This is a genomic window from Streptomyces griseomycini (assembly GCF_014203535.1).
GTDB lineage: Bacteria > Actinomycetota > Actinomycetes > Streptomycetales > Streptomycetaceae > Streptomyces > Streptomyces griseomycini.
The window spans coordinates 172,585-193,097 of sequence record NZ_JACHJI010000013.1; the positions used below are offsets into that span (position 1 = coordinate 172,585).

The following is a 20,513-nucleotide window of genomic DNA, read 5'->3' on the forward strand; positions in this document are numbered from 1 at the left end:
GATGAGAAACGACGATCTGGGCCCCTTACTGCGCACCGCCCCGTGGATGCCCGAGGACGGTCGGCGGGCCGAGCGCTTCGAGTGCGTCGACCACGCGGACCTCGGCGCCACCGCCCGCCTGCTGGTCGTGGCCGCCGTCGGCGGGCCGGCGTCGGGACGGCGCTACTTCGTGCCGGTGCGGTCCGCACCCACGGGGCACGGCGCCGAAGAGGCGCACGGAAGCGTCGAGTTCGACTCCGCCGTGCTGGACGCGGTCTGCGCCGGACGCCGGCTGCCCACCGCCCGCGGCGGCCGGGTGCTCTTCCGCGGTGCGGGACTCACCGCGCACTCGGTGCGCCGGCTGCCGTTCGAGCGGGGCTGGTCCTCCAACGTGCTGTCCCTGGTGGAGAACGACGGGACTGCCTACGTCCACAAGACCTACCGGCGGCTGGACGAGACCGTCCGGGAGCCGGAACTCCTGCGGCTGATGAACGGGACCGGCCGCACCCCCGACTGGGCGGGCGACTACGCCTACGTCGACCCGGCGGACGGCACCCACCGCCCGCTGGGCGTGTTCTACCGGTACGCCCCCGGAGACGGGATCGACCTGCCGCTGAGACACAGCATGCGGTCCCTGTGGCCGAAGGTGACCGGCGGACGGGCCCCCGGCTCACTCGACGACGTCGTGCGGGCACACCTGCGCCCGCTCGCGGACAACCTGCGCGACGCCGGGCGCTTCCTGGCCGGCTTCCACCGCGACCTGGCCGGCCGGCTCGGCCGGGGTCCCGTGCCGCCGTACCCGGTACGGGAGATGCTGGCCCGGGCCACCGCCCGCACGGACGCACTGGCCTCGGCGGACATCGACCTGCCCGAGGCCCCGCGCACCGCCGCCTTCACGGCCCTGCGGCAGGAGACCGCCGCGCTGCGGAGCGCCTTCGACGCCGCCCCGGCGGGGTTCCCCTCGGGGCCGTGCCACGGCGACCTGCACCTGTCCCACCTGCTGTGCCGGCCGCGCGACGACGGAGGCTGGTCGATGAACGTCATCGACATGTCCACCCCCGCCCTCGGCCCCGGCGAGGCGGGCTGGGCCGCGCAGTCGCCGGTCCAGGACCTGGTCGCCGTCCAGCGCGCCCTGGAGTACTTCACCGCCGACGAGGCGGCCTTCGAGAGCGCACGGCGCCTCGGCGTCGACTCCATGGAGACGATGCGGGACGCGCTGGACGGCGCCGGCGACCGGCCGCCCGGGCAGCGCTCCGTACTGCGCCCGGTCTTCCACGCCGCCGACGTCTGGCGGGCGCACGTGCTGCGGCTGCTCCTCGGACGCACGGTGGACGACCCCCTGCGCCGGCTGCTGTACCTGGACCGGCTGCTGCACGAACTCGCCTACAACACCGACCACGCCCGCCCCTACCACGCCGCGATCGACCTGCGCCACGCCCTCGCGCTCGGCGCCCGCACCCCGGCCCCGACCCTCCCAGCAAGGACGTGAACGTGACCGAGCCCCCGATGCACATCATCGAGACCTACTTCGAATGCTGCGGCTTCGACCACACCTTCCTGCAGGGCGGCACCTCGGTGTACCTGTGGAACCTCTCCCGGGAGTTCGCCGCCCGCGGGCACCGGGTCTCCCTCGTCACCCCCGCACACGGCAGACTCGACGACCTGCGCGGCAGGTACGAGGTGGAGGACCTCGGCTACGCGGACGAGTACGTGCTGCCGCTGGTCCTCGACCCGGAGGTGTGGCACGGCTTCCCCACCGAGACCGGACTGCCCGTGCGCACCACCGCGCACCGCATCCGCCTCGACGGCGTGGACCTGTACTTCCTGTCCAACGAGCACCTCGACCGGCTCCCGGACACCTTCTACCCGCCGTACTCCGCCAAGGGCCGGGACCTGGTCTTCTTCAAGCCGCTGGTCTTCCAGGTGGACAGCGTGCGCTTCCTGCGTCACTGGTTCGACGGGGAGCGGGCGATCGTCCACGCCCACGAGCCCTTCTACCACTACCTGCTGCCGGCCGCGCTGCGCGACGACCCGACGAAGCACGTCGTCAGCACGGTGCAGAGCAACATGCCGATCACCAAGAAGGTCTACGCGCCCGAGGTCCGGCGCCTGCTCGAGCTCCTGGGCACACCGGACGGCCTGCCGCAGGAGCACCCGCAGGCCGGGCCGGACCTCGAAGCGGTGCGCCAGTACCAGCAACTGACCCATCTGCACTACGAGTACCCGCCGGACCACGTGGCCGTCTACCGGTTGGTCCTGGAGAACGCCGACCTGATCGACTTCCTCTCGCCCGGCCAGCTCGACTTCTACGCCTCCTTCCGGGACACGCCCTTCGAGGCGCTCTTCGCGCACCTGCCCCTGGCGCAGGCCGTGAAGGAGAACGCGCACAAGATGTTCGTCGGGGGCTGCGCCATATCCGACCGGTGGCTCGCCTGGGACCCGGGCGAGGTGGACCGGTCGGCGGTGCTCGAAGGGCTGGGACTGGATCCCGCGCTGCCGACGTTCTTCCACAACGCCCGCTACGCCCTGCACCACAAGGGCCAGCTGGAGCTGATGCGCGCCGTCGACCGGGTGCTGGGCGACGGCCTGGCCGCGAACTTCGTCGTGCGCTGCATCTCCGGCGCCCCGCTCGACGACCCCTACTTCCGCGAGGTCGCCGAGCGGCACCGGGGCCGGCTGCACCTGGAGTCGGAGCGGGTGGACGAGCGGCGGGTGTTCGAGTACGCGTCGGCCGCCGACTTCTGCCTGTTCCCCTCCAAGTTCGAGATGGACACCTTCCTCATCGCCCAGGGCGAGGCGATGGTGTGCGGGGCGGTGCCCATCGCGACGGCGCAGGAGGGCATGGCGCACTTCCGGCACGCCCGACCCGAGCCGGAGACCACCGGCCTCGCCGTCAACCGCTCCTTCGCCGAGGACGACCCTCTGCTCACCGCCGCGCTCGCCGCGCGCATCCGGGAGGCGGTGGCCCTGTGGTCCGACGACCCGGCCCGCTACCGCGAGCTGTCCCGGCGCGCGGCGGCGGTCGCCCGGCAGTTCACCTGGGAACACTGCGCGGACCTGCATCTCGCCGCGTTCGGCCGCCTGTGGCGGGGCGAGCCGGCCGAGCTGCCCGCCGAACGCGCCCTGCGGCACGGCTGGTTCGACCTGCTGAAGGACGAGGAGATCACCGAGGAGGCGGCCCTCGCCCACGGCGACCCGGCGGCGTACGCGCGCCGCGCCCCCGTCGACGCCCCGGTCGCCCGTCGGTTCTTCCACGCGGCCTGGGAGCGGGCCGACTTCAGTACATGCGAACGGATCGTGGACCGCCACCCGGCCGCGGTGACCGCCGAGGAGGTGCGCGCCCTGCGGGAGCGGTGCTCGGTCGGCGGCGACGGCGGGCTGGTGTACCGGCTGCCGCACGCCGAGCGGGTGGAGCTGGTGATCCCGGCCCCGCGCGGCCCGGCGGTCCGGGCGCTGCCCGAGGTGCGGGAGCTGCGCCGCACCGCGCCCGGCGTGTTCGAGGGACCGCCGCCGCGGCCGGGGGCGCGGCTGCTGCTGACGCTGTCCTCCGGCCGGGTCACCTGGGACGAAGCCCGTCATGGCTGAGCGGGGAGGGGTGCGCGCGGTGCTGCTGGCGGGCGGCGAGGGACGGCGCATGGGGCCGCTGGGCGCGGGGCGCCTGAAGCCGCTCGTCCCGTACGGAGGCGCCTGCCGCCTGATCGACTTCAGCCTCGCCAACGCGCGCGACTCGGGACTGGGGGAAGTACTGCTGCTGTCCCAGTACGAGGAACGCCGGCTGATGGACGACCTGTACCGGGTGTGGAACCGCGACCCGGGCTTCCGAGTGCACTTCGGGCCGTACGACGACGCCTACCGGGCCGCGGGCGCCGGGCTCCCCCGCGAGCTGCCCGCACGTACCTGGCCGGCCGAGCGCGGTACCGCGGACGCCCTGATCCGCAAGGCCGGGCACGTCTTCGGCGGTGACCGCGAGCAGGTCCTGGTGCTGCACGCGGACCACGTCTACCGCTTCGACTACCGGCCGCTGATCGCGGAGCACCGGGCCTCCGGCGCCGCCCTGACCGTCGCCTACCAGCGGATCGAGCGGCGCTGGGTCCACCTGTTCGGGATGGTCCGCTTCGACCGGGCGGGCCGGCTCACCGAGTTCGTGGAGAAGCCGGCCGAACCGACCAGCGACCTGGTGTTCGCCGCGTTCTGCGTCTTCGACGCCTCGGTGCTGCACCGCTACCTGGAGAAGCTGGACGGCACCGACTGGCAGCACGACATCAGCCGGGACGTCATCCCCGCGATGCTCGCGGGCGGCGAGGACATCCGCGGCCACGAGGTAGCCGGCCACTGGGAGGACATCGGCACCGTCGAGCGCTACCACCGGGCGCACCTGATGCTCGCGGCCGGCGGGCCGCGGGCCGGGCTCCCGGTCGAACGGATGCCTAGGACCGTCCGGCCCGGGGTGGACCGGGGCTGGGTGGCCGACTCCCTGGGCGTGGTCGCCTCGTTGGTCCCGGCGGACCTCGTCAACGAGGGCCGGGTGGAGCACAGCGTGCTCTTCCCCGGAGTCACCGTCGGGGCGGGCGCCCGGGTCCGGCGCAGCGTACTGCTGCCCGGTGCCACGGTCGGCCCCGGTCAGGACATCGACTCGGCGGTGGTCCTGGAGAACGGACAGGTGCAGCGGGTCGAGGACCCCGCGGCCGTCGCGGAAGGAGCCCGTACATGAGCCCGTCCCCTTACGACGTCCTGGTGGTCGGCGGAGCCGGCGTGGACACCGTCGTCCGCGTCGAGAAACTGGAGGTCCCCCCGGGCGACTCGCTGCACGTGCCTCCGGTGTACGACTACGTCGCGCACACCGGCAACGGCGTGGCGCTCGGCTGGCACGCCCTGGGCCTCACCACCAAGTTCATCGACTTCCTCGGCGACGATCCCCAGGGTCACGCGGTGCTCGCCGCGTACGCCGGGCACGGTCTGGACTTCAGCCACCTGGTGTCCCCGCACGGCACCCCGCGCGGCGTCAACCTGGTCGACGCGCGGGGCCGCCGGTTCTCCTTCTACGACTCCCGGCACCCCGCGGACCTCCGGCTGCCCCGCGCCTTCTACCTGCCCCACCTGGAGCGGGCGCGCCACGTCCACCTCTCCATCGTGGGGCACAACCGCGACCTGTACGAGGACGTCCACCGGCTCGGGGTGACCAGCTCCACCGACCTGCACGACTGGGACGGCGTCGACCCCCACCACCTCACCTACGCCCTCTCCTCCGACTACGTCTTCATGAGCGCCGCGGCCGTCCACGACCGGCTTCCGGAGGTCCTGCACGGCATCGTCGACGAGGGCCGGGCCCGCTTCGTCGTGGCCACCGACGGAGCGGACGGCTGCCACGTGCTCGTACGGGGCGAGGCCGGGGTGCGCCACTTCCCGGCCGTGCGGCCGGAGCGGCCCGTCGTCGATTCCAACGGGGCCGGCGACGCGTTCGTCACCGCGTTCCTCCACGCCCACTTCGAAGGGCGGCCGGTGGAGGAGTGCGTCCTGGCCGGATCGGTGTCCGGGGCCTTCGCCTGCGGTGCCGCCGGCACCCACACCGAGTTCATCGACCTGCCCGGCCTGCGCGCGGCCTGCGCCCGCGCGCAGGCCGCGGCGGAGTGAAGGAGCCCCGCGCGTGCACATCGTCACCTTCTCCTTCGAGTGCGGCGGCTTCGACAACCGGCTGATGCGCGGCGGGCTGTCCCCGCTCGTGTGGAACCTGTCCCGTGAGTACGCCGCACGCGGCCACCGCGTCTCGCTGGTCACACCCGCGCACGGTCACCTTCAGGCCCTGCGGGAGCGGTTCGACGTCCGGGAGCTCGACCACCGCGACGAGCACACGGTGCCGCTGGTGCTCGACCCCAAGGTGTGGCCCGGCCGGCCCGCCGAGACCGGTCTCGCCCTCGACACCCGCGCCCACCTGTTACGCCTGGACGGCGTGGACGTCTACCTGCTGTCCGACGCCTTCCTGGACCTGCTGCCGGACCGGCTCTACCCGCCTCCGGCCCTCGAGGGCCGGGACCTGGCGTACCTCAAGCCGCTGGTCTTCCAGGTCGGCGGCCTGCGCTTCGTCCAGCGCCACCTGGCGGACGGCCCGGCGGTCGTGCACGGCTTCGAGCCCTCCTACCACTACCTGCTGCCCGCGGTCCTCGCCGACGACGACCGGTACCGGACGGTGAGCACGGTCGCCGCGAACGCCCCCGTCACGCAGAAGGTGTACCGGCCGCAGGTGGAACGGCTGCTGGAGCTCTTCGGGGTCCGCGGACCGGACCTCGACGCCCTGGACGGGCCACCGCCCGCCGAGGACTCCCCCCTGGCCACCATGGCCCGGGCGCTGGCCGGCACCCGTATGCACGTCGAGTACGGGCCGGACCACGTGGGTGTGTTCCCGCTGATCGCCGACCGCGCGGATCTGATCGACTTCGTGTCCCCCGGTCAGCGCGACCACTACGTCACCTGGCAGGACACGCCGTTCGAATCCCTGTTCCGGTCGCTGCCCGTGGCGCGGCGGCTGCGGGAACGGCCGGACCGGCTGCTGGCCGGCGGCTGCGGCATCGCGGACAGCTGGCTGGCGCGCGACCCGGAGGCCGTGGACCGGGCCGCGGTGCGCCGGTCGCTCGGTCTGACGGGCACCGGTCCGGTCTTCTACCACGCCGCCCGCTACGCGGTGCACCACAAGGGCCAACTGGAGCTGATGCGGGCCGTGGAGGAGGTGCTGGCCGCAGATCCGGAGGTGGGTTTCGTGATCCGCTGCTCGACCGGGGGCGGCGGTGACGCGCCGGCGGCGGTCGCGAACGCCGCGTTCCAGCGGCTCGCCGACCGCTTTCCGGGACAACTCCGCCTGGAGTGGCGGCTCGCCGACGAGGACACGTTGTTCGAGCAGGCGGCGAGCGCCGACTTCTGCGTGTATCCGTCCAAGTTCGAACTGGACGGTTTCCTCATCGCCCAGGCCGAGGCGATGGCCTGCGGGGCGGTGCCGATCGCCACCGCCCAGCGGGTGACCTCCCACTTCGGGCACGGGCGGCCCCTCGACGACCCGGACGCGACGGGCTTCTCCGTGCCCGGTTCCTTCCGCGACGACGACCCGGGGCTGGCCCGGGCCCTCGCCGGGCGAATACGCGAGGCCGTGACGGTCTTCCGCACGGCACCCGACACCTACGCCCGGCTCTCGGGCAACGCCCGGCGCCTGGGCCGCTCGTTCACCTGGGCCCGCAGCGCGGACCTGCGTCTGGCCGCCTACGAACGTCTGCTGCGCGGCGAGCGCGCGCAGCCGTCGGCCGGCGAACTGGTCGGGCGGGGCTGGCTGGAGGCGCTGTCGCCCGCCGACCGCACCGAGCATCGTGAGCTGATCGCGCGGGCGGCGACGGAACGCGGTGACGCCACCGCCCTCGCCCGCGCTCTCGGGCGCGGCGTCGACGACCTCGGAGCGGACGACTGGGAACGGTTGTTCACCTCGGCCCACCGCCGGGGGGACTTCACCCGCTGTGCCGAACTGGCCCGGCGGGCGGGCCGACCGGACCTGTGGGCCCGGCAGGCGGACCGCTTCCGGCTCACCGCCGCTCCGGACGGCACGTGGCGCGTGCGGTACGCGCACGCCGAGGCGGAACGGGTCGAGCTGGTGGTCGAGGCATCCGCGACGACGGGCACGGCCCCCGGCCGGGCCCCGACGGCCACCACCCCCGTCGCACCCGCCGCACCCGCCGCCCCGGCCCCGAGCACGGCCACCGCGTCCGCGGCACCCGCGGTCATGACCGCCGCGGTCACGGCTGCCGCCGGCACGGCCCACTCGGACGTGGCTGCTGTGGACACGGGCTCCGCGGACATCGCCTCCCCAGACGCAGATGCCGCGGACAGTGAAGCGCCGGGAGCCGGCGTCCCGCGTCCCCCGCTGGAGTCGGTCACCGAGGCCCTCGCCTCCGACGAGCCGGCTCCCGCCTCCGGCGGTGCCGTACTGCGGCCGCTCGCCGCCGACGGCGACGGCGTGTTCACGGGGACACTGGACGGGCCGCCCGTCGGAGGTCACGCCGTCGCCATGGTGACCCTGCGCTCCGGCCGGGTGGTCTGGGACACCGTGCCGACCCGCGCACCCGCGTTCCGGCTGGTGGCGACCGATCTCGACGGTACGCTGCTGCGCAGCGACCTGACCGTGTCGGCGCGCACCCGCCGGGCGCTGGAACGGGCCGCCGCCTCCGGCGCCCACCACCTGGTGGTCACCGGACGCCCCGCGGTGGCCTGCAGGCAGCTCCTGAACGCCCTCGGCTACCGAGGGCTGGCCGTCTGCGGCCAGGGCGCGCAACTGTACGACGCCGGTGCGGACCGCCTGCTGTCCTCGGTGTCCCTGGACCGTGATCTCGCCCGCGGCGTCGTCGCGAAGGTCGAGGCCGAACTGGGCCGGGTCGAGCTCGGCGTCGTCACCTCGCCGCCGGAGAGCCGGTTCAAGGTGACCCCCGGCTTCGGGGAACGGGTCCGCCACGGCTGGGACGTGACCACCGACCCGGGCCGGCTGTGGGCGGCGCCCATCGACAAACTGATCCTGCACCACCCGCACGTCGACGAGGACCGGCTGGCCGCCGTCGCACAACGGCTGACGGACGGTGAGGTGACCGTCGTGCACTCGGTCAAGGGCATGGTGGAGGTCCTGCCCGCGGGCACCGACAAGGGCGCCGGTGTGGCCCGGGCCGCCGAACTGCTGGGCTTCACCGGCGCCGACACCGTCGCCTTCGGCGACATGCCCAACGACATCCCGCTGCTGGCCTGGGCCGCTCACGGCGTGGCGGTCGCCAATGCCCACCACGATCTGCGGGCCATGGCCGACGAGGTCGCCCCGGGCAACGACGAGGACGGGGTCGCCGCCGTCCTCGAGCGTCTCTTCGCGCCGGAAGGGGGCCGTCCGTGACCCGCCCCACCGCGCCCGGCTCGTCCCTGCGGGACCTGGCCCGCGCGCACGGCGTGAGCACCGAGTACGTCACCGACCGCGGTGACCGCGTCACCGTCGCCGCGGACACCCTGGTCGCGGTCCTGGCCGCGTGCGGCGTGGACGCGAGCACCCCGGACGCCGCCCGGCGGGCCCTGGCCGCCCGGCGTGCGGCGGACGCGGACAGGCTGCTTCCGCCCTGCGTGGTCGTCCGTGCCGGATCGGCCGCGGGGCTGCGGCTGCCGCCCGGCGCCGAGGCCCGCGTCGCCCTGGAGGACGGTGGCGAGAAAACTCCCGAGGACCCGCTGCCGCCGGGCGCGCACGTCCTGCACGCCGTGGCGGGCCGGCGGCGGGCGTCCGCTCCGCTGCTGTCGGTGCCCGAGCGCATCCCCGTGCCCGAGCGGCGCGGCTGGGGCTTCCTGGTCCAGCTGTACTCGGTGCTCTCCCGCAGGTCCTGGGGCATGGGCGACCTGGCCGACCTCGCGGAGCTGGCCTCCTGGTCCGGCCGCGCGCTGGGCGCCGGCTTCCTCCAGCTGGGGCCGCTGCACGCGGTGGAGCCGGGTCCGCTGCCCGATCCGTCGCCGTACCGGCCGAGTTCGCGGCGGTTCGCGGACCCGATGCACGTCCGGGTGGAGGAGGTGCCGGAGTACCGGTACCTGGACCGGGAGGCCCGCCGCGCGGTGGACTCCTGCGCCGCCCGGGCACGGGCCCTCAACGAGCGCGTGCTGAGCGGTGGGACGCTGATCGACCGGGAGGTGGTGCGCGCCCTCAAGTTCGAGGCGCTGCGCCATGTGTACCGGGTGCCGGCCCCGCCCGGCCGCCGTGCGGCCCTGGAGGCGTTCACCGCCCGCGAGGGCGGGGACCTGACGGACTTCGCCACCTGGTCCGCGCTGGCCGAGGTGCACGGCGGCGCCTGGCGGTCCTGGCCCGAGGGGTTGCGCGACCCGCGGTCGCCGCGGGTGGCCGAGGCCCGCGAGGAACTGGCGGAAGCCGTCGCGTTCCACCGCTGGCTGGCGTGGATCACCGACGAGCAGCTCGCCGCCGCGCAGCGCGTGGCGAAGGAAGCGGGCATGGACATCGGCCTGGTGCACGACCTGGCGGTGGGCGTCGCCCCCGAGGGGGCCGACGCCTGGACGCTGCAGCACTGCCTGGCCGGCGGGATGAGCGTCGGGGCCCCACCGGACGACTTCAATCCGCTCGGTCAGGACTGGGGCCAGCCGCCCTGGCGGCCGGACGCGCTGGCCGCCGAGGGGTACCGGCCGCTGGCCGGGCTGCTGCGCGCCGGCATGCGGCACGCGGGAGCCCTGCGGGTCGACCACGTCATGGGGCTGTTCCGGTTGTGGTGGGTGCCCGAGGGCCGGCCCCCGTCCGAGGGGACCTACGTCCGTTACGACGCCGAGGCCATGCTCGGCGTGCTGCTCCTGGAGGCCCACCGGGCCGGGGCGGCGGTGGTCGGCGAGGACCTCGGCACGGTGGAGCGCGGTGTCCGCGAGGAGCTGGCCGCGCGCGGCGTGCTCGGCACGTCGGTGCAGCGCTTCGAGTACCTGGGCGGTTCCGAGGGACGGCACGGTCCGCTGCCTCCGCGGCAGTGGCGCAGGAACTGCCTGGCCACGCTGACCACCCACGACCTGCCGACGACCACCGCATGGCTGAGCGGCGAACACGTCGACCTGCGGGCCCGGCTGGGGCTGCTGACCCGCCCGGAACCGGAGGAGAGGGCGCAGGCGGCGGCCGAGCGGGACGGCTGGCTGGCGGAACTGCGCCGGCAGGGCCTGCTGCCCGACGCCGACGGCGAGCTGGTCGCCCTGCACCGTTTCCTGACCCGCACCCCGTCCACCCTGCTCGGGGTCTGGCTGCCGGACGCCACCGGCGACCGCAGGCCCCAGAACCTGCCCGGTACCGCTGACGTGCACCCCAACTGGAGGCTGCCGGTGGCGGACGGGCAGGGCCGGCCGGTGCCCTTGGAGGACCTGCCCGGCCATCCCCGTGTACAGGCCGTCGCCCGCGTGTTCGCCGACGGTGAACCGCACGGAACGAAGACCGAGGAGAGAGATGTCAGGCCAGGCCCTTGATCGGCTCGAGGGGGTCCGCGAGGACTCCGGAGGCTTCGACCTGCTGGCGCCGGACGGCACGCGCTACCGTGTGGACGTCACCGACGGGGTGTTCGACCCCCGCAACCCGCTCCTCGCGGGCTACGTGGCGGGACGGCGTGTGGTGGCCTTCGTCGGCCCCACGGTGGACCGTCTCTACGGCGACCGGCTGCGCGCCTACCTCGACGCCCGGCTGGAGCCGGGCAGCTGGAGCGTCCACACCATCGACAGCGGTGAACGGAACAAGACCCTCACGTCGGTGGAGCGGGTGTGCGCCGTCGCCAAGGCGTCCGGCCTGGACCGGCACGGGGTGATGCTCGCCGTGGGCGGCGGGATCGTCGCGGACGTCGTGGGCTTCGCGGCCTCGATGTACGCCCGCGGCATCCGCTACATCAAGGTCAACACCACCCTGGTGGGACAGGTGGACGTGGGCGTCGGGGTGAAGACCGGCGTCAACGCCCTGGACTCCAAGAACATGTTCGGCGCCTACCACCCCGCGCACGCCTCGCTCAACGACCCGGCCCTGCTGGCCACCCTGCCGGTCCGGGAGATCCGCTGCGGCCTCGCGGAGATCGTGAAGATGGCCGTGATCCTCGACTCCGACCTCTTCCGGGCGCTGGAGGAGCACCCGGACGCCTTCCTGCGTTCCTCCGACGGCGCGCTGGAGACGTACGTGCTGCGCACCTCGATGCGGCTGATGATGGAGGAGCTCTGCCCCAACCTCCGCGAGCACGACCTCGCCCGGCTCGTCGACTTCGGGCACACCTTCAGCCCGGTGATCGAGACGGCCGGCGGCCACCGCCTGGAACACGGTGAGGCGGTCGCCGTCGACATGGCCCTGTCGGCACATGTGGCCCGGCTGCTGGGGCTCGTCGACGCGGAGAGCTGCGCGCGCGTGGTGACGCTGCTGCGCCGCATCGGTCTCCCCGTGTTCGACCCGGCCACCTGCACGCCGGAGCTGATGACGCAGGCCCTGCACGCCTCCTGGCAGCGACGGGGACGCAAGCTGCACCTCGTCGTGCCGACCGGCATCGGCAAGGCGGACTTCGTGGAGCGGCTGGAGGACCTGCCTGCCGACGTGCTGCGGGCCGCCCTGGAAGCGCTGGCGCGCGACGGGGGCACGGAGTGACCGCCCGCGACGTGGTGAACCTCGACACGCTCCTGCGCGGCAAGGAGCACGACCACGGCGGGCTGGGCACGATCCTCGCGCACCGCCTGTTCGCCCGCGCCGAAGGCGGCGTGGGAGCGGAGTTCGTCGACATCGCCGTGCTGCCGCCCGGCACGTCCATAGGGCGCCACCGGCACGCCCTGGACCGTGAGACGTACGTCGTGCTCAGCGGCAGCGGGCTGATGTACCGGGACGGAGCCGAGTTCCGCGTCGGCGCCGGGGACGTCGTCGTCAACCGCCCGTACGGCGAGCACGGCCTCGTCAACGACTCGGCCGCCGATCTGTGGCTTCTGGTCTTCGAGGAGGAGCTTCGTGACCATCCCGCGGTCTGACCGTCCCCCCGCCGGTCCGGCGCACCGCGCGGACTCCTGGCGGCCCCACGACGTCTTCACCGTGCTCGACGTGGGAGGCACGACGCTGCGGACCGGGAGCTACGACCCGGTGACGGCGGCCGTCTCCCGCGTGCGCCGGGTGCCGGTCGAGGGCATGGCCCGTCATCCGGAGGACTCGGTGGCCGGTCTGCAGCGCCGCGTCGTGGACCAGATCGTCCACGAGGTCGGCCGGCACACCGCGGGGACGGCGCCGCGCGCCGTCGGCGTGGCCTTCGCCGGGCCGATCTCCGCCGGCGGTCTGGTGCTGGCCGCTCCCACGGTGTGGGGGCGGCGCGGTGACCCGCTGCCGCTGGGGCAGCTCCTGACGGAGCGGACCGGCGTACCGGTCGTGGTGGTCAACGACCTGACCGCCGCCGCCTGGCGCTACGCGGCGACCGAGACCGAGCCGTTCTGTCTGATCACCGTCAGTTCCGGCATCGGCAACAAGGTCTTCCGGGGCGGGGAGGTGCTGCTGGACGCGGACGGGCACGGGGGCGAACTCGGGCACTGGGTGTGCGATCCGTCCCCGGGGGCACCGCTGTGCGACTGCGGTGCGCGCGGCCATCTCGGTGCTGTCGCCTCCGGGCGGGGGGTGCTCGCCGCGGTCCGCCGTGCGGCGGACGCCGACCCGGCCGGTTTCGCCCGGTCCCGGCTGGCCGCGCGCTGCGGCGGCCGCGTGCCCGGCATCGACAACCCGGCCGTCGCGGCCTCGGTGCGGGAGGGCGACGAGTTCACCACGCAGGTGCTGCGCGGCACCCTCACGCATCTCGCGCAGGCGATCGGGGCCGTCTTCACCTCCGTCGGGGTGTGCCGGTACATCGTGATGGGCGGCTTCGCACTGGCGGTAGGCGAACGCTACCGGGAGCTGCTGGTGGGCGAGTTGGTGAGACTGGGGTGTTTCGGTCTGGACGCGGACGCGGTCGACTCCATGGTGTCGCTCGGCGAACCGGACGACGACCACGGCCTGATCGGTGCCGGCAGACTGCTGGCCGACCGGATGTCCCGGCCGTCCCCGGCGGGTGCCCGGTGAGCGCCGGGGGCACCCTCGTCGTCGGCAGCGGTTTCGTCGGCATGGGCATCGCGCGACGGCTGGCGGCGGCCGGTGAGCCGGTCACCGTCACCTCGCGTCACCGCCCGGAGCACCTTCCGGACCTCCCGGGGTTCCGGTGGCACGCACTGGACGCCACCGATTCCGCGGCGTGCGGCCGGCTCGTGGCCCGGCTGGACCCGCGGCGCATCGTCCTCGTGCACGGCCCGTCCGACGTCACGTGGTGCGAGGAGCACCCGGACCTGGCCGTCGCGGCGCACACCGCCGCGGCCGCCCACTTCGCCGCGCTGGCCGGGGACGCGAGGCTGCTGATGATCTCCACCGACAACGTCTTCGACGGATCCCGGCCCGACAACCCCGAGGACGCCCCGGTCTCCCCGGCCAACGCCTACGGCCGCGCGAAACTGCAGGCGGAACGGACCGTGCTCGACGCGGCGGCGGACGCGGTGGTGCTGCGGGTCAGCCTGGTCTACGGGCACGAGCCCGCGGACGCCGGCAAATGGCTCAACTTCTTCGCCGCGTGCGCGCACCGGCTGCGGCGCGGCGAGCAGGTCAGGGTGCCGCGGGACCAGTGGACGACCCCGGTGCTGGTGGACGACGTCGCGGAGGTGACGGCGGCCCTGCTGGGCGCCGGCGCGCCCCTGCCGCCGGTCCTCCATCTGGGCGGGCCGGACCGCGTGGGCCGTGCCGCCTGGGCCTCGGTCGTCGCCGAGACGCTGGGGGCGCCCGCGCACCTGGTCGTGCCGGTGCCGCGGGCGGCCACGCGGTACGCCTCCCGGCCGGAGAACGCGTGCCTGACCGGCTCCCGTCTCGCCCGGTTGCCGGCCACCGGGGCGATCACCGTCCGGGGCGTGCGGGAGGGCGCCCGGTCCCTGGCCCCGGCGTTCACGACGGCACGCTGAACACCCCGCCCGGCGCCGCGGGTGACCGCACGTCCGACAGCGTGCCGGGACACCCGGCCCGCGCGCGGCCCCCGCACACCGTGCGGCCGCGCGCGTCACCCCCGCCCGGGCGGCGGACCGCCGCCGCCCGGCCCGTACGACCGCCGCCGTCCGGCGGCGAGACGGTGGAGCAGACGTATGTCACGTACAGGATCGGTGAAGAGCTACGACGTCGTCGTACTCGGCGGAGGTGTGGCCGGGTGCGTACTCGCCGCCCGGCTGAGCGAGGACCCGGACCGGTCGGTCTGTCTGGTCGAGGCCGGCCGGGACTACGGGCCGCAGGGCGACGGATGGCCGCGCACGGTGCTCGACGCGCGGCGCCTGCCGCGCGACCACGTGTGGGAGCGGCACGCGGCCGCGCACCGCGTCCGGGCCCGGATCATCGGCGGCTCCTCGTGCGTCAACGGGTGCTGGAACACCTGGGGCGCCCACGCGGACCACACGGACTGGGAACGGGCGGGGGGCGAGCGGTGGTCGGCGCGGGCCATGGAACCCTTCCGCCGGGCCGCGGTGGACCATATGGGGCTGCGGCCGGTTCCGGAGAGCGAGTTCTCCGTCTGGAGCAGCGCAGCACTCGATGCGGCCGGCGAACTCGGCTACCCGCCGGTCGACATGGGCACCTCGGGCGCCCCCGGTTACGGCACTCCGCTCATCAACTCCTTCGACGGTCTGCGCTGGAACGCGGCGTTCGCCTACCTCGACCCGGTGCGGGAGCGCCCGAATCCGACGATCGTCGACGCGGCGCTCGTCGACCGGCTGCACGTCGTGCGCGGCCGGGTGCGGGGCGCCGACATCGTCCGCGGCGGGAAGCGGACCACCCTGGCCGCCGACGACTACATCGTCGCGTGCGGGACGTACGGGTCTCCCGCCGTGCTCCTGCGCAGTGGCCTCGGGCCGGCGGACCACCTGCGGGGACACGGCATCCGGCCCGAGGTCGAGCTGCGCGGCGTCGGAGCCAACCTGTCGGACCAGCCGGGTGTGTTCGTACCGCTGGCACCCACCGAGGCACTCGAGGCCGCGCTGGCCGGCAAGGAGGCGGCGGGCGACCTCTACGTCAGCCGCATGCTGGTCAGGGCCGCCAGCGACCGGTGCCCGCCCGGCTCCTGGGACCTGCACATCCTCCCCGTGGCGGGCCCTCCGCTCTTCGGCAGCCTGCCGCCGGGCCGGTACGAGGCGGGTATCTCCTCCTTCCTCATGAAACCGGCCTCCCGGGGCCGGGTCGCCCTGCGCTCGGCAGACCCCACCGAGGCTCTCGACATCCGACCCGGGTTCTTCTCGGACCCGGAGGGCCACGACCTGTCCGTGGTCCGGTGGGGGCTCGGCCTCGTCGCCGGGATGGCGGCGACGGCCGCGCTCGGAAAGCTGGTCCAGCCGCTCGGCAGCCGCCCCGCCGCTCTCACCGACGAGGAGATCAAGGCCCGCACGGGCACCTACTGGCACCCGGTGGGGACCTGCGCCATGGGGCCCGCGGACGATCCGTACGCCGTGGTCGACGGGACGGGCCGGGTGCACGGGTTGTCCAACCTGCGGGTCGCCGACGCCTCCGTGCTGCCGACGGTGCCGGCGGCCAACACCCAGTTGCCGGTCCTCGCCGTAGCCGAACTCCTGGCGGACGCGATACGGGCCGAGGCGGGCGGGCGCTGAGACGACGCGGCATCACGACGGCAGCGGACGGCACCCGGCCGAGGCGTCTCCGCACCGAGGTGCGCCGGCCGCGCGGATCGGGGCCGCCCGCGACGGACGACAGGCCCGCGGGGCCGGGGCGCCCCGGCCCGGGCCGACCCCACGAGAGGACGACGGCACATGACGACCCCGCACACGGACGTACGCGATGTCCGGCTGCTGTACGGCTGCATGGGACTGGGAGGGGGCTGGGACCGGCAGCGGTGGACGGCGGCGGATCTCGGCCACGCCGAAGCGGCCGTCGAGGCCGCGCTGGAGGCGGGCATCACGGCGTTCGACCACGCCGACATCTACCGACACGGCAAGTCGGAGGAGGTCTTCGGGGAGATCCTGGCGCGGTCCTCCGGGCTGCGTGAGCGCATCCTCGTGCAGACCAAGTGCGGCATCACCCTGCCGGACGGAGACCGCGTGGGCTCCTACGACCTGAGCGGGCGCACGATCCTCCGGCGAGTCGAGGAGAGTCTGACGCGGCTGCGCACCGACGTCATCGACGTCCTGCTCCTGCACCGGCCCGACCCCCTGGCCCGCCCCGAGCAGATCGCTGAGGCCTTCCGCACCCTGCACGGGCAGGGGACGGTGCGGCAGTTCGGGGTGTCCAACATGAGCGCCGCGCAGATCACCTTCCTGCAGAAGCACCTGGATGTGCCGCTGGTGGTCGACCAGTTGGAGATGAGCCTGGCCCGGCACGAGTGGGTGGAGTCGGGCGTCCTGCTGAACATCCCGGACGGGGCGGCGGGCGGTTTCCCGCACGGGACCGTGGAGCACTGCGTGACCCACGGCATCCAGGTGCAGGCCTGGGGGGCGCTGGCGCGGGGCCGCTTCACGAGCGGGGCGGACTCCCCGGCCGCCCGGCTGGTCGCGGACCTGGCGCTCCGCAAGGGGACGACCCCCGAAACCGTCCTGCTGTGGTGGCTCCAGCGCCATCCGGCCGCTGTCGTCCCGGTCGTGGGCACCACCCGGCCCGGGCGCATTCTGGCCTGCCGTGACGCTGTGCACCGGGCGCCCGACCTGTCCCATGAGGAGTGGTACGAGCTGTGGGTCGCCGCGCGGGGCGCGCCGCTGCCCTGAGAGGCGCCCGCCGGCGGATGGCGGTGAGCGGCCCGGGCAGCGAAAGAGTGCCCGCACTCTTTACGCGCTTGTCATGCGCGAGTAATCTCTGGATGCCTGCAAGATGTTGCTGCAAGTTTCCGACAGGTGGCGCATCGCGGGCACGGACGCAGGAGGCCTCGAGGCGCGTCAAGGTCTCCGCCGGCGTCCGCACGGCAGCCGGCCCTCCCCCACCGCATCCTGGAGACGCGCATGAGACGCCGCCGCTCCCTCGCCCGCCCCTGGGCGGCCGGAGCTCTCGCCGCAGGCACCCTCGTCCTGCCCCTGACCACTCCCACCGCGCCCGAGGCCGCCGCAGCGCCGGCCTCCCCGACCGCCGCCTCGGCCACCGTCTTCTACTACACGAAGACGAAGAACTGGACGGACCACTACCTCCACTACGCCCCCGACGGCGGAAGCTGGACGACCGCCCCCGGCACGCGCATGGAAGCCGCCTGCACGGACTGGGTGAAGCTCACCGTCGACCTGGGATCCGCCGCCGGGCTGAAGGCCACCTTCAACAACGGCAAGAGCGTCTGGGACAACAACGGCGGCCGGGACTACGCCCTGGGCACCGGGAACATCACGGTCAAGGACGGCGCGGTGGCGCACAGCGACCCCTGCGCCGGGTCCGGAGGATCCGGCAACGAGGCGACCGTCTACTACTCGACCCAGACCCTCGGCTGGACCACCGCCAACCTGCACCACCAGCCCGCCGGCGGCTCCTGGACCGCCGTGCCCGGCGTGGGCATGGAGGCCGCCTGCGCCGGCTGGTGGAAGCGGACGGTCGGCCTGGGCTCCGCGACCTCGCTGAAAGCGGCCTTCAACAACGGCAACGGGGTCTGGGACAACAACAACGGCTCGGACTACACCCTGGCCTCCGGGACCAGCACGGTGAAGAACAACACCGTCACCGCGAACGCGAAGGACCCGTGCGCCGCCGAGGAACCCGACACCGAGGCGCCCACCGCCCCGTCCGGTGTCAGGGCGAGCGCGACCGACACCTCCGTGGTCCTGTCCTGGAACGCCGCCACCGACGACACCGGCGTGACCAGGTACCAGGTCACCCGCACCGGCGGCACCGAGGGCACCACGGTCACCGACGTGACCTCCACCGTGCTCTCCGACACCGGCCTGGAGGAGAACACCACCTACACCTACACGGTCAAGGCCGTGGACGCGGCCGGCAACGCCTCGGCCGCCTCCGCCCCGGCCTCGGCCACCACCGGGAAGAAGCCGCCGGCGCCCCCCACGGGCGCACCGCTGGGGACGGACCCGCGCAAGGACCCGATCTACTTCGTCATGACCGCCCGCTTCAACGACGGCGACAGTTCCAACAACCGCGGCGGCAGCCAGCACGTGAAGTCGGGCAACGCCGCCAACAACGACCCCATGTTCCGCGGCGACTTCAAGGGCCTGGTCGAGCGGCTCGACTACATCAAGGCGCTCGGTTTCTCCGCCGTGTGGATCACCCCGGTCGTCCTCAACCGCTCGGACTACGACTTCCACGGTTACCACGGCTACGACTTCTACGAGGTCGACGCCCGGCTGGAGTCGGCCGGCGCGACCTACCAGGACCTGATCGACGCGGCCCACGCCAAGGGCATGAAGATCTACCAGGACGTCGTCTACAACCACAGCTCCCGCTGGGGCGCCAAGGGACTGTTCACGCCGACCGTGTACGGCGTGCGGGACAACCAGTGGAGCTGGCTCTACGACGAGAAGAACGCGGGCTTCGAGTACGACGGTCTGACCGTCGAGACCAAGTCCGGCAAGTCGTACTACAACGGCGACCTCTGGTCGACCGCCGAACCGACCGGCAACACCTGCCTGAACTGGGGCAGACCCACCGGGGCCAAGAGCCCCGAGGGCTACACGATCTACAACTGCCAGTGGCCGAACCCCACATCGGGCATGTTCCCCAAGGCGTACTACCACAACTGCTGGATCGGCAACTGGGAGGGCGAGGACTCCCGCTCCTGCTGGCTGCACGACGACCTCGCCGACTTCAGCACCGAGTCGGTACCCGTGCAGAACTACCTGATCGGCGCCTACAACAAGTACATCGACATGGGTGTCGACGGCTTCCGCGTCGACACGGCCGTCCACATCCCCCGCGTCACCTGGAACCGCCACTTCCTGCCGGCCGTCCAGGAGCGCGTCACCCAGAAGTTCGGGGCCGAGGCCGCGAAGAACTTCTTCGTCTTCGCCGAGGTCGCCGCCTTCGTCAACGACAAGTGGAACCGGGGCTCGGTCAACCACTCGGCGCAGTTCTACACCTGGAAGGAGCGCAAGGAGTACAGCGCCGACGACGGGAAGGCGGCGCTCGAACAGTACGATTACGAGAACGGCCAGGGCACGGGCAACCAGCCGACCTCGAACAACGCCTTCCTGAACGGCAACACCTACCACGCGCCCGACCACAGCAAGTTCTCCGGCATGAACATCATCGACATGCGCATGCACATGAACTTCGGTGACGCGTACAACGCCTTCGGTAACGGCAAGGACTCCGACGACAGCGTCAACGACGCCACCTACAACGTCGTCTACGTCGACAGCCACGACTACGGGCCCAACAAGAGCAATGAGCGCTACACCGGCGGCACCGACGTCTGGGCCGAGAACATGTCCCTGATGTGGACCTTCCGCGGCATCCCCACCCTCTACTACGGGTCGGAGATCGAGTTCCAGAAGGGCAAGAAGATCGACTGCGGCCCCACCTGCCCCCTCGCCACGACGGGACGCGCCTACTACGGCGACCACCTGGCCGGCTCTGTCACGGCCTCCGGCTTCGGCACGGTGGAGTCCGCGAGCGGCGAGGTCGCCACCACCCTGGACCAACCGCTGGTGAAGCACCTGCAGCGGCTGAACCAGATCCGCCGGGCGGTTCCGGCCCTCCAAATGGGTCAGTACTCCACGGAGGGCATCTCCGGCGGCATGGCCTTCAAGCGGCGGTACACCGACGGCGGCACCGACAGCTTCGCGCTCGTCACCGTGTCCGGCTCCGCCACGTACACGGGGATTCCCGACGGCACCTACCGGGACGCCGTCACCGGTGACACCCGCATCGTCTCCGACGGCAGGCTCACCGTCGGGGCGCCCGGTAAGGCCAACCTCCGCGTCTACGTCCTCAACGGCACCGGGAAGATCGGGAAGGACGGCCCCTATCTGAAGTAGCGACATCCCGCTCACGCCGACGGATCACCGGGCGGAGCCGCCTC

General features: G+C 73.4%; 13 protein-coding genes and 1 pseudogene. All 14 read left to right on the plus strand.

Annotation, left to right across the window (positions count from 1 at the left end):
- Position 1 precedes the first annotated feature (1 nt).
- The 14 genes and pseudogenes from FHS37_RS30120 (at position 2) to FHS37_RS30180 (ending at position 20,469) form a co-directional block, all read left to right on the plus strand.
- Positions 2–1,468, plus strand: a complete 1,467-nt coding sequence (locus tag FHS37_RS30120; protein ID WP_184826994.1) for a phosphotransferase — start codon at positions 2–4, stop codon at positions 1,466–1,468.
- 2 nt (positions 1,469–1,470) lie between these two features.
- Positions 1,471–3,564, plus strand: a complete 2,094-nt coding sequence (locus tag FHS37_RS30125; RefSeq protein WP_229890299.1) for a glycogen/starch synthase — start codon at positions 1,471–1,473, stop codon at positions 3,562–3,564.
- A complete protein-coding gene (locus FHS37_RS30130; protein ID WP_184826996.1) occupies positions 3,557–4,690 on the plus strand; it encodes a sugar phosphate nucleotidyltransferase in 1,134 nt (377 codons plus the stop codon). The genes FHS37_RS30125 and FHS37_RS30130 overlap by 8 nt, the downstream gene beginning before the upstream one ends.
- On the plus strand, positions 4,687–5,610 hold the full coding sequence (locus FHS37_RS30135) for a carbohydrate kinase family protein (protein WP_184826998.1): 924 nt from the start codon (positions 4,687–4,689) through the stop codon (positions 5,608–5,610). The genes FHS37_RS30130 and FHS37_RS30135 overlap by 4 nt, the downstream gene beginning before the upstream one ends.
- A 13-nt stretch (positions 5,611–5,623) precedes the next feature.
- Positions 5,624–6,997, plus strand: a pseudogene (locus FHS37_RS41340) (glycosyltransferase); the annotation flags it as partial.
- A 1,023-nt stretch (positions 6,998–8,020) separates the two neighbouring features.
- On the plus strand, positions 8,021–8,884 hold the full coding sequence (locus tag FHS37_RS41345; RefSeq protein ID WP_229890298.1) for an HAD family hydrolase: 864 nt from the start codon (positions 8,021–8,023) through the stop codon (positions 8,882–8,884).
- A complete protein-coding gene (malQ, locus tag FHS37_RS30145) occupies positions 8,881–10,974 on the plus strand; it encodes a 4-alpha-glucanotransferase (RefSeq protein WP_184827002.1) in 2,094 nt (697 codons plus the stop codon). The genes FHS37_RS41345 and malQ overlap by 4 nt, the downstream gene beginning before the upstream one ends.
- Positions 10,955–12,121, plus strand: a complete 1,167-nt coding sequence (locus FHS37_RS30150) for a sedoheptulose 7-phosphate cyclase (RefSeq protein WP_184827004.1) — start codon at positions 10,955–10,957, stop codon at positions 12,119–12,121. The genes malQ and FHS37_RS30150 overlap by 20 nt, the downstream gene beginning before the upstream one ends.
- On the plus strand, positions 12,118–12,492 hold the full coding sequence (locus FHS37_RS30155; protein WP_077796411.1) for a cupin domain-containing protein: 375 nt from the start codon (positions 12,118–12,120) through the stop codon (positions 12,490–12,492). Before FHS37_RS30150 ends, FHS37_RS30155 begins: the two co-directional genes overlap by 4 nt.
- Positions 12,473–13,561, plus strand: a complete 1,089-nt coding sequence (locus FHS37_RS30160) for an ROK family protein (protein ID WP_229890296.1) — start codon at positions 12,473–12,475, stop codon at positions 13,559–13,561. Before FHS37_RS30155 ends, FHS37_RS30160 begins: the two co-directional genes overlap by 20 nt.
- Complete coding sequence (locus FHS37_RS30165) at positions 13,558–14,481, plus strand: SDR family oxidoreductase (protein WP_184827006.1); 924 nt, start codon at positions 13,558–13,560, stop codon at positions 14,479–14,481. Before FHS37_RS30160 ends, FHS37_RS30165 begins: the two co-directional genes overlap by 4 nt.
- Before the next feature lie 177 nt (positions 14,482–14,658).
- Positions 14,659–16,164, plus strand: coding sequence for a GMC family oxidoreductase (locus FHS37_RS30170; protein WP_184827008.1), 1,506 nt, complete (start codon positions 14,659–14,661; stop codon positions 16,162–16,164).
- A gap of 159 nt (positions 16,165–16,323) precedes the next feature.
- Complete coding sequence (locus FHS37_RS30175) at positions 16,324–17,271, plus strand: aldo/keto reductase (RefSeq protein WP_229890295.1); 948 nt, start codon at positions 16,324–16,326, stop codon at positions 17,269–17,271.
- Between the two features lie 231 nt (positions 17,272–17,502).
- Positions 17,503–20,469, plus strand: a complete 2,967-nt coding sequence (locus FHS37_RS30180) for a carbohydrate binding domain-containing protein (protein WP_184827010.1) — start codon at positions 17,503–17,505, stop codon at positions 20,467–20,469.
- The last annotated feature ends 44 nt before the right edge of the window (positions 20,470–20,513 follow it).

Coding starts and splice junctions, on each gene's coding strand:
- FHS37_RS30130 (WP_184826996.1), top strand. CDS start 3,557: ATGGCTGAGCGGGGAGGGGTGCGCGCGGTGCTGCTGGCGGGCGGCGAG.
- FHS37_RS30170 (WP_184827008.1), top strand. CDS start 14,659: ATGTCACGTACAGGATCGGTGAAGAGCTACGACGTCGTCGTACTCGGC.
- FHS37_RS30175 (WP_229890295.1), top strand. CDS start 16,324: ATGACGACCCCGCACACGGACGTACGCGATGTCCGGCTGCTGTACGGC.
- FHS37_RS30150 (WP_184827004.1), top strand. CDS start 10,955: ATGTCAGGCCAGGCCCTTGATCGGCTCGAGGGGGTCCGCGAGGACTCC.
- FHS37_RS41345 (WP_229890298.1), top strand. CDS start 8,021: ATGGTGACCCTGCGCTCCGGCCGGGTGGTCTGGGACACCGTGCCGACC.
- FHS37_RS30120 (WP_184826994.1), top strand. CDS start 2: ATGAGAAACGACGATCTGGGCCCCTTACTGCGCACCGCCCCGTGGATG.
- FHS37_RS30135 (WP_184826998.1), top strand. CDS start 4,687: ATGAGCCCGTCCCCTTACGACGTCCTGGTGGTCGGCGGAGCCGGCGTG.
- FHS37_RS30180 (WP_184827010.1), top strand. CDS start 17,503: ATGAGACGCCGCCGCTCCCTCGCCCGCCCCTGGGCGGCCGGAGCTCTC.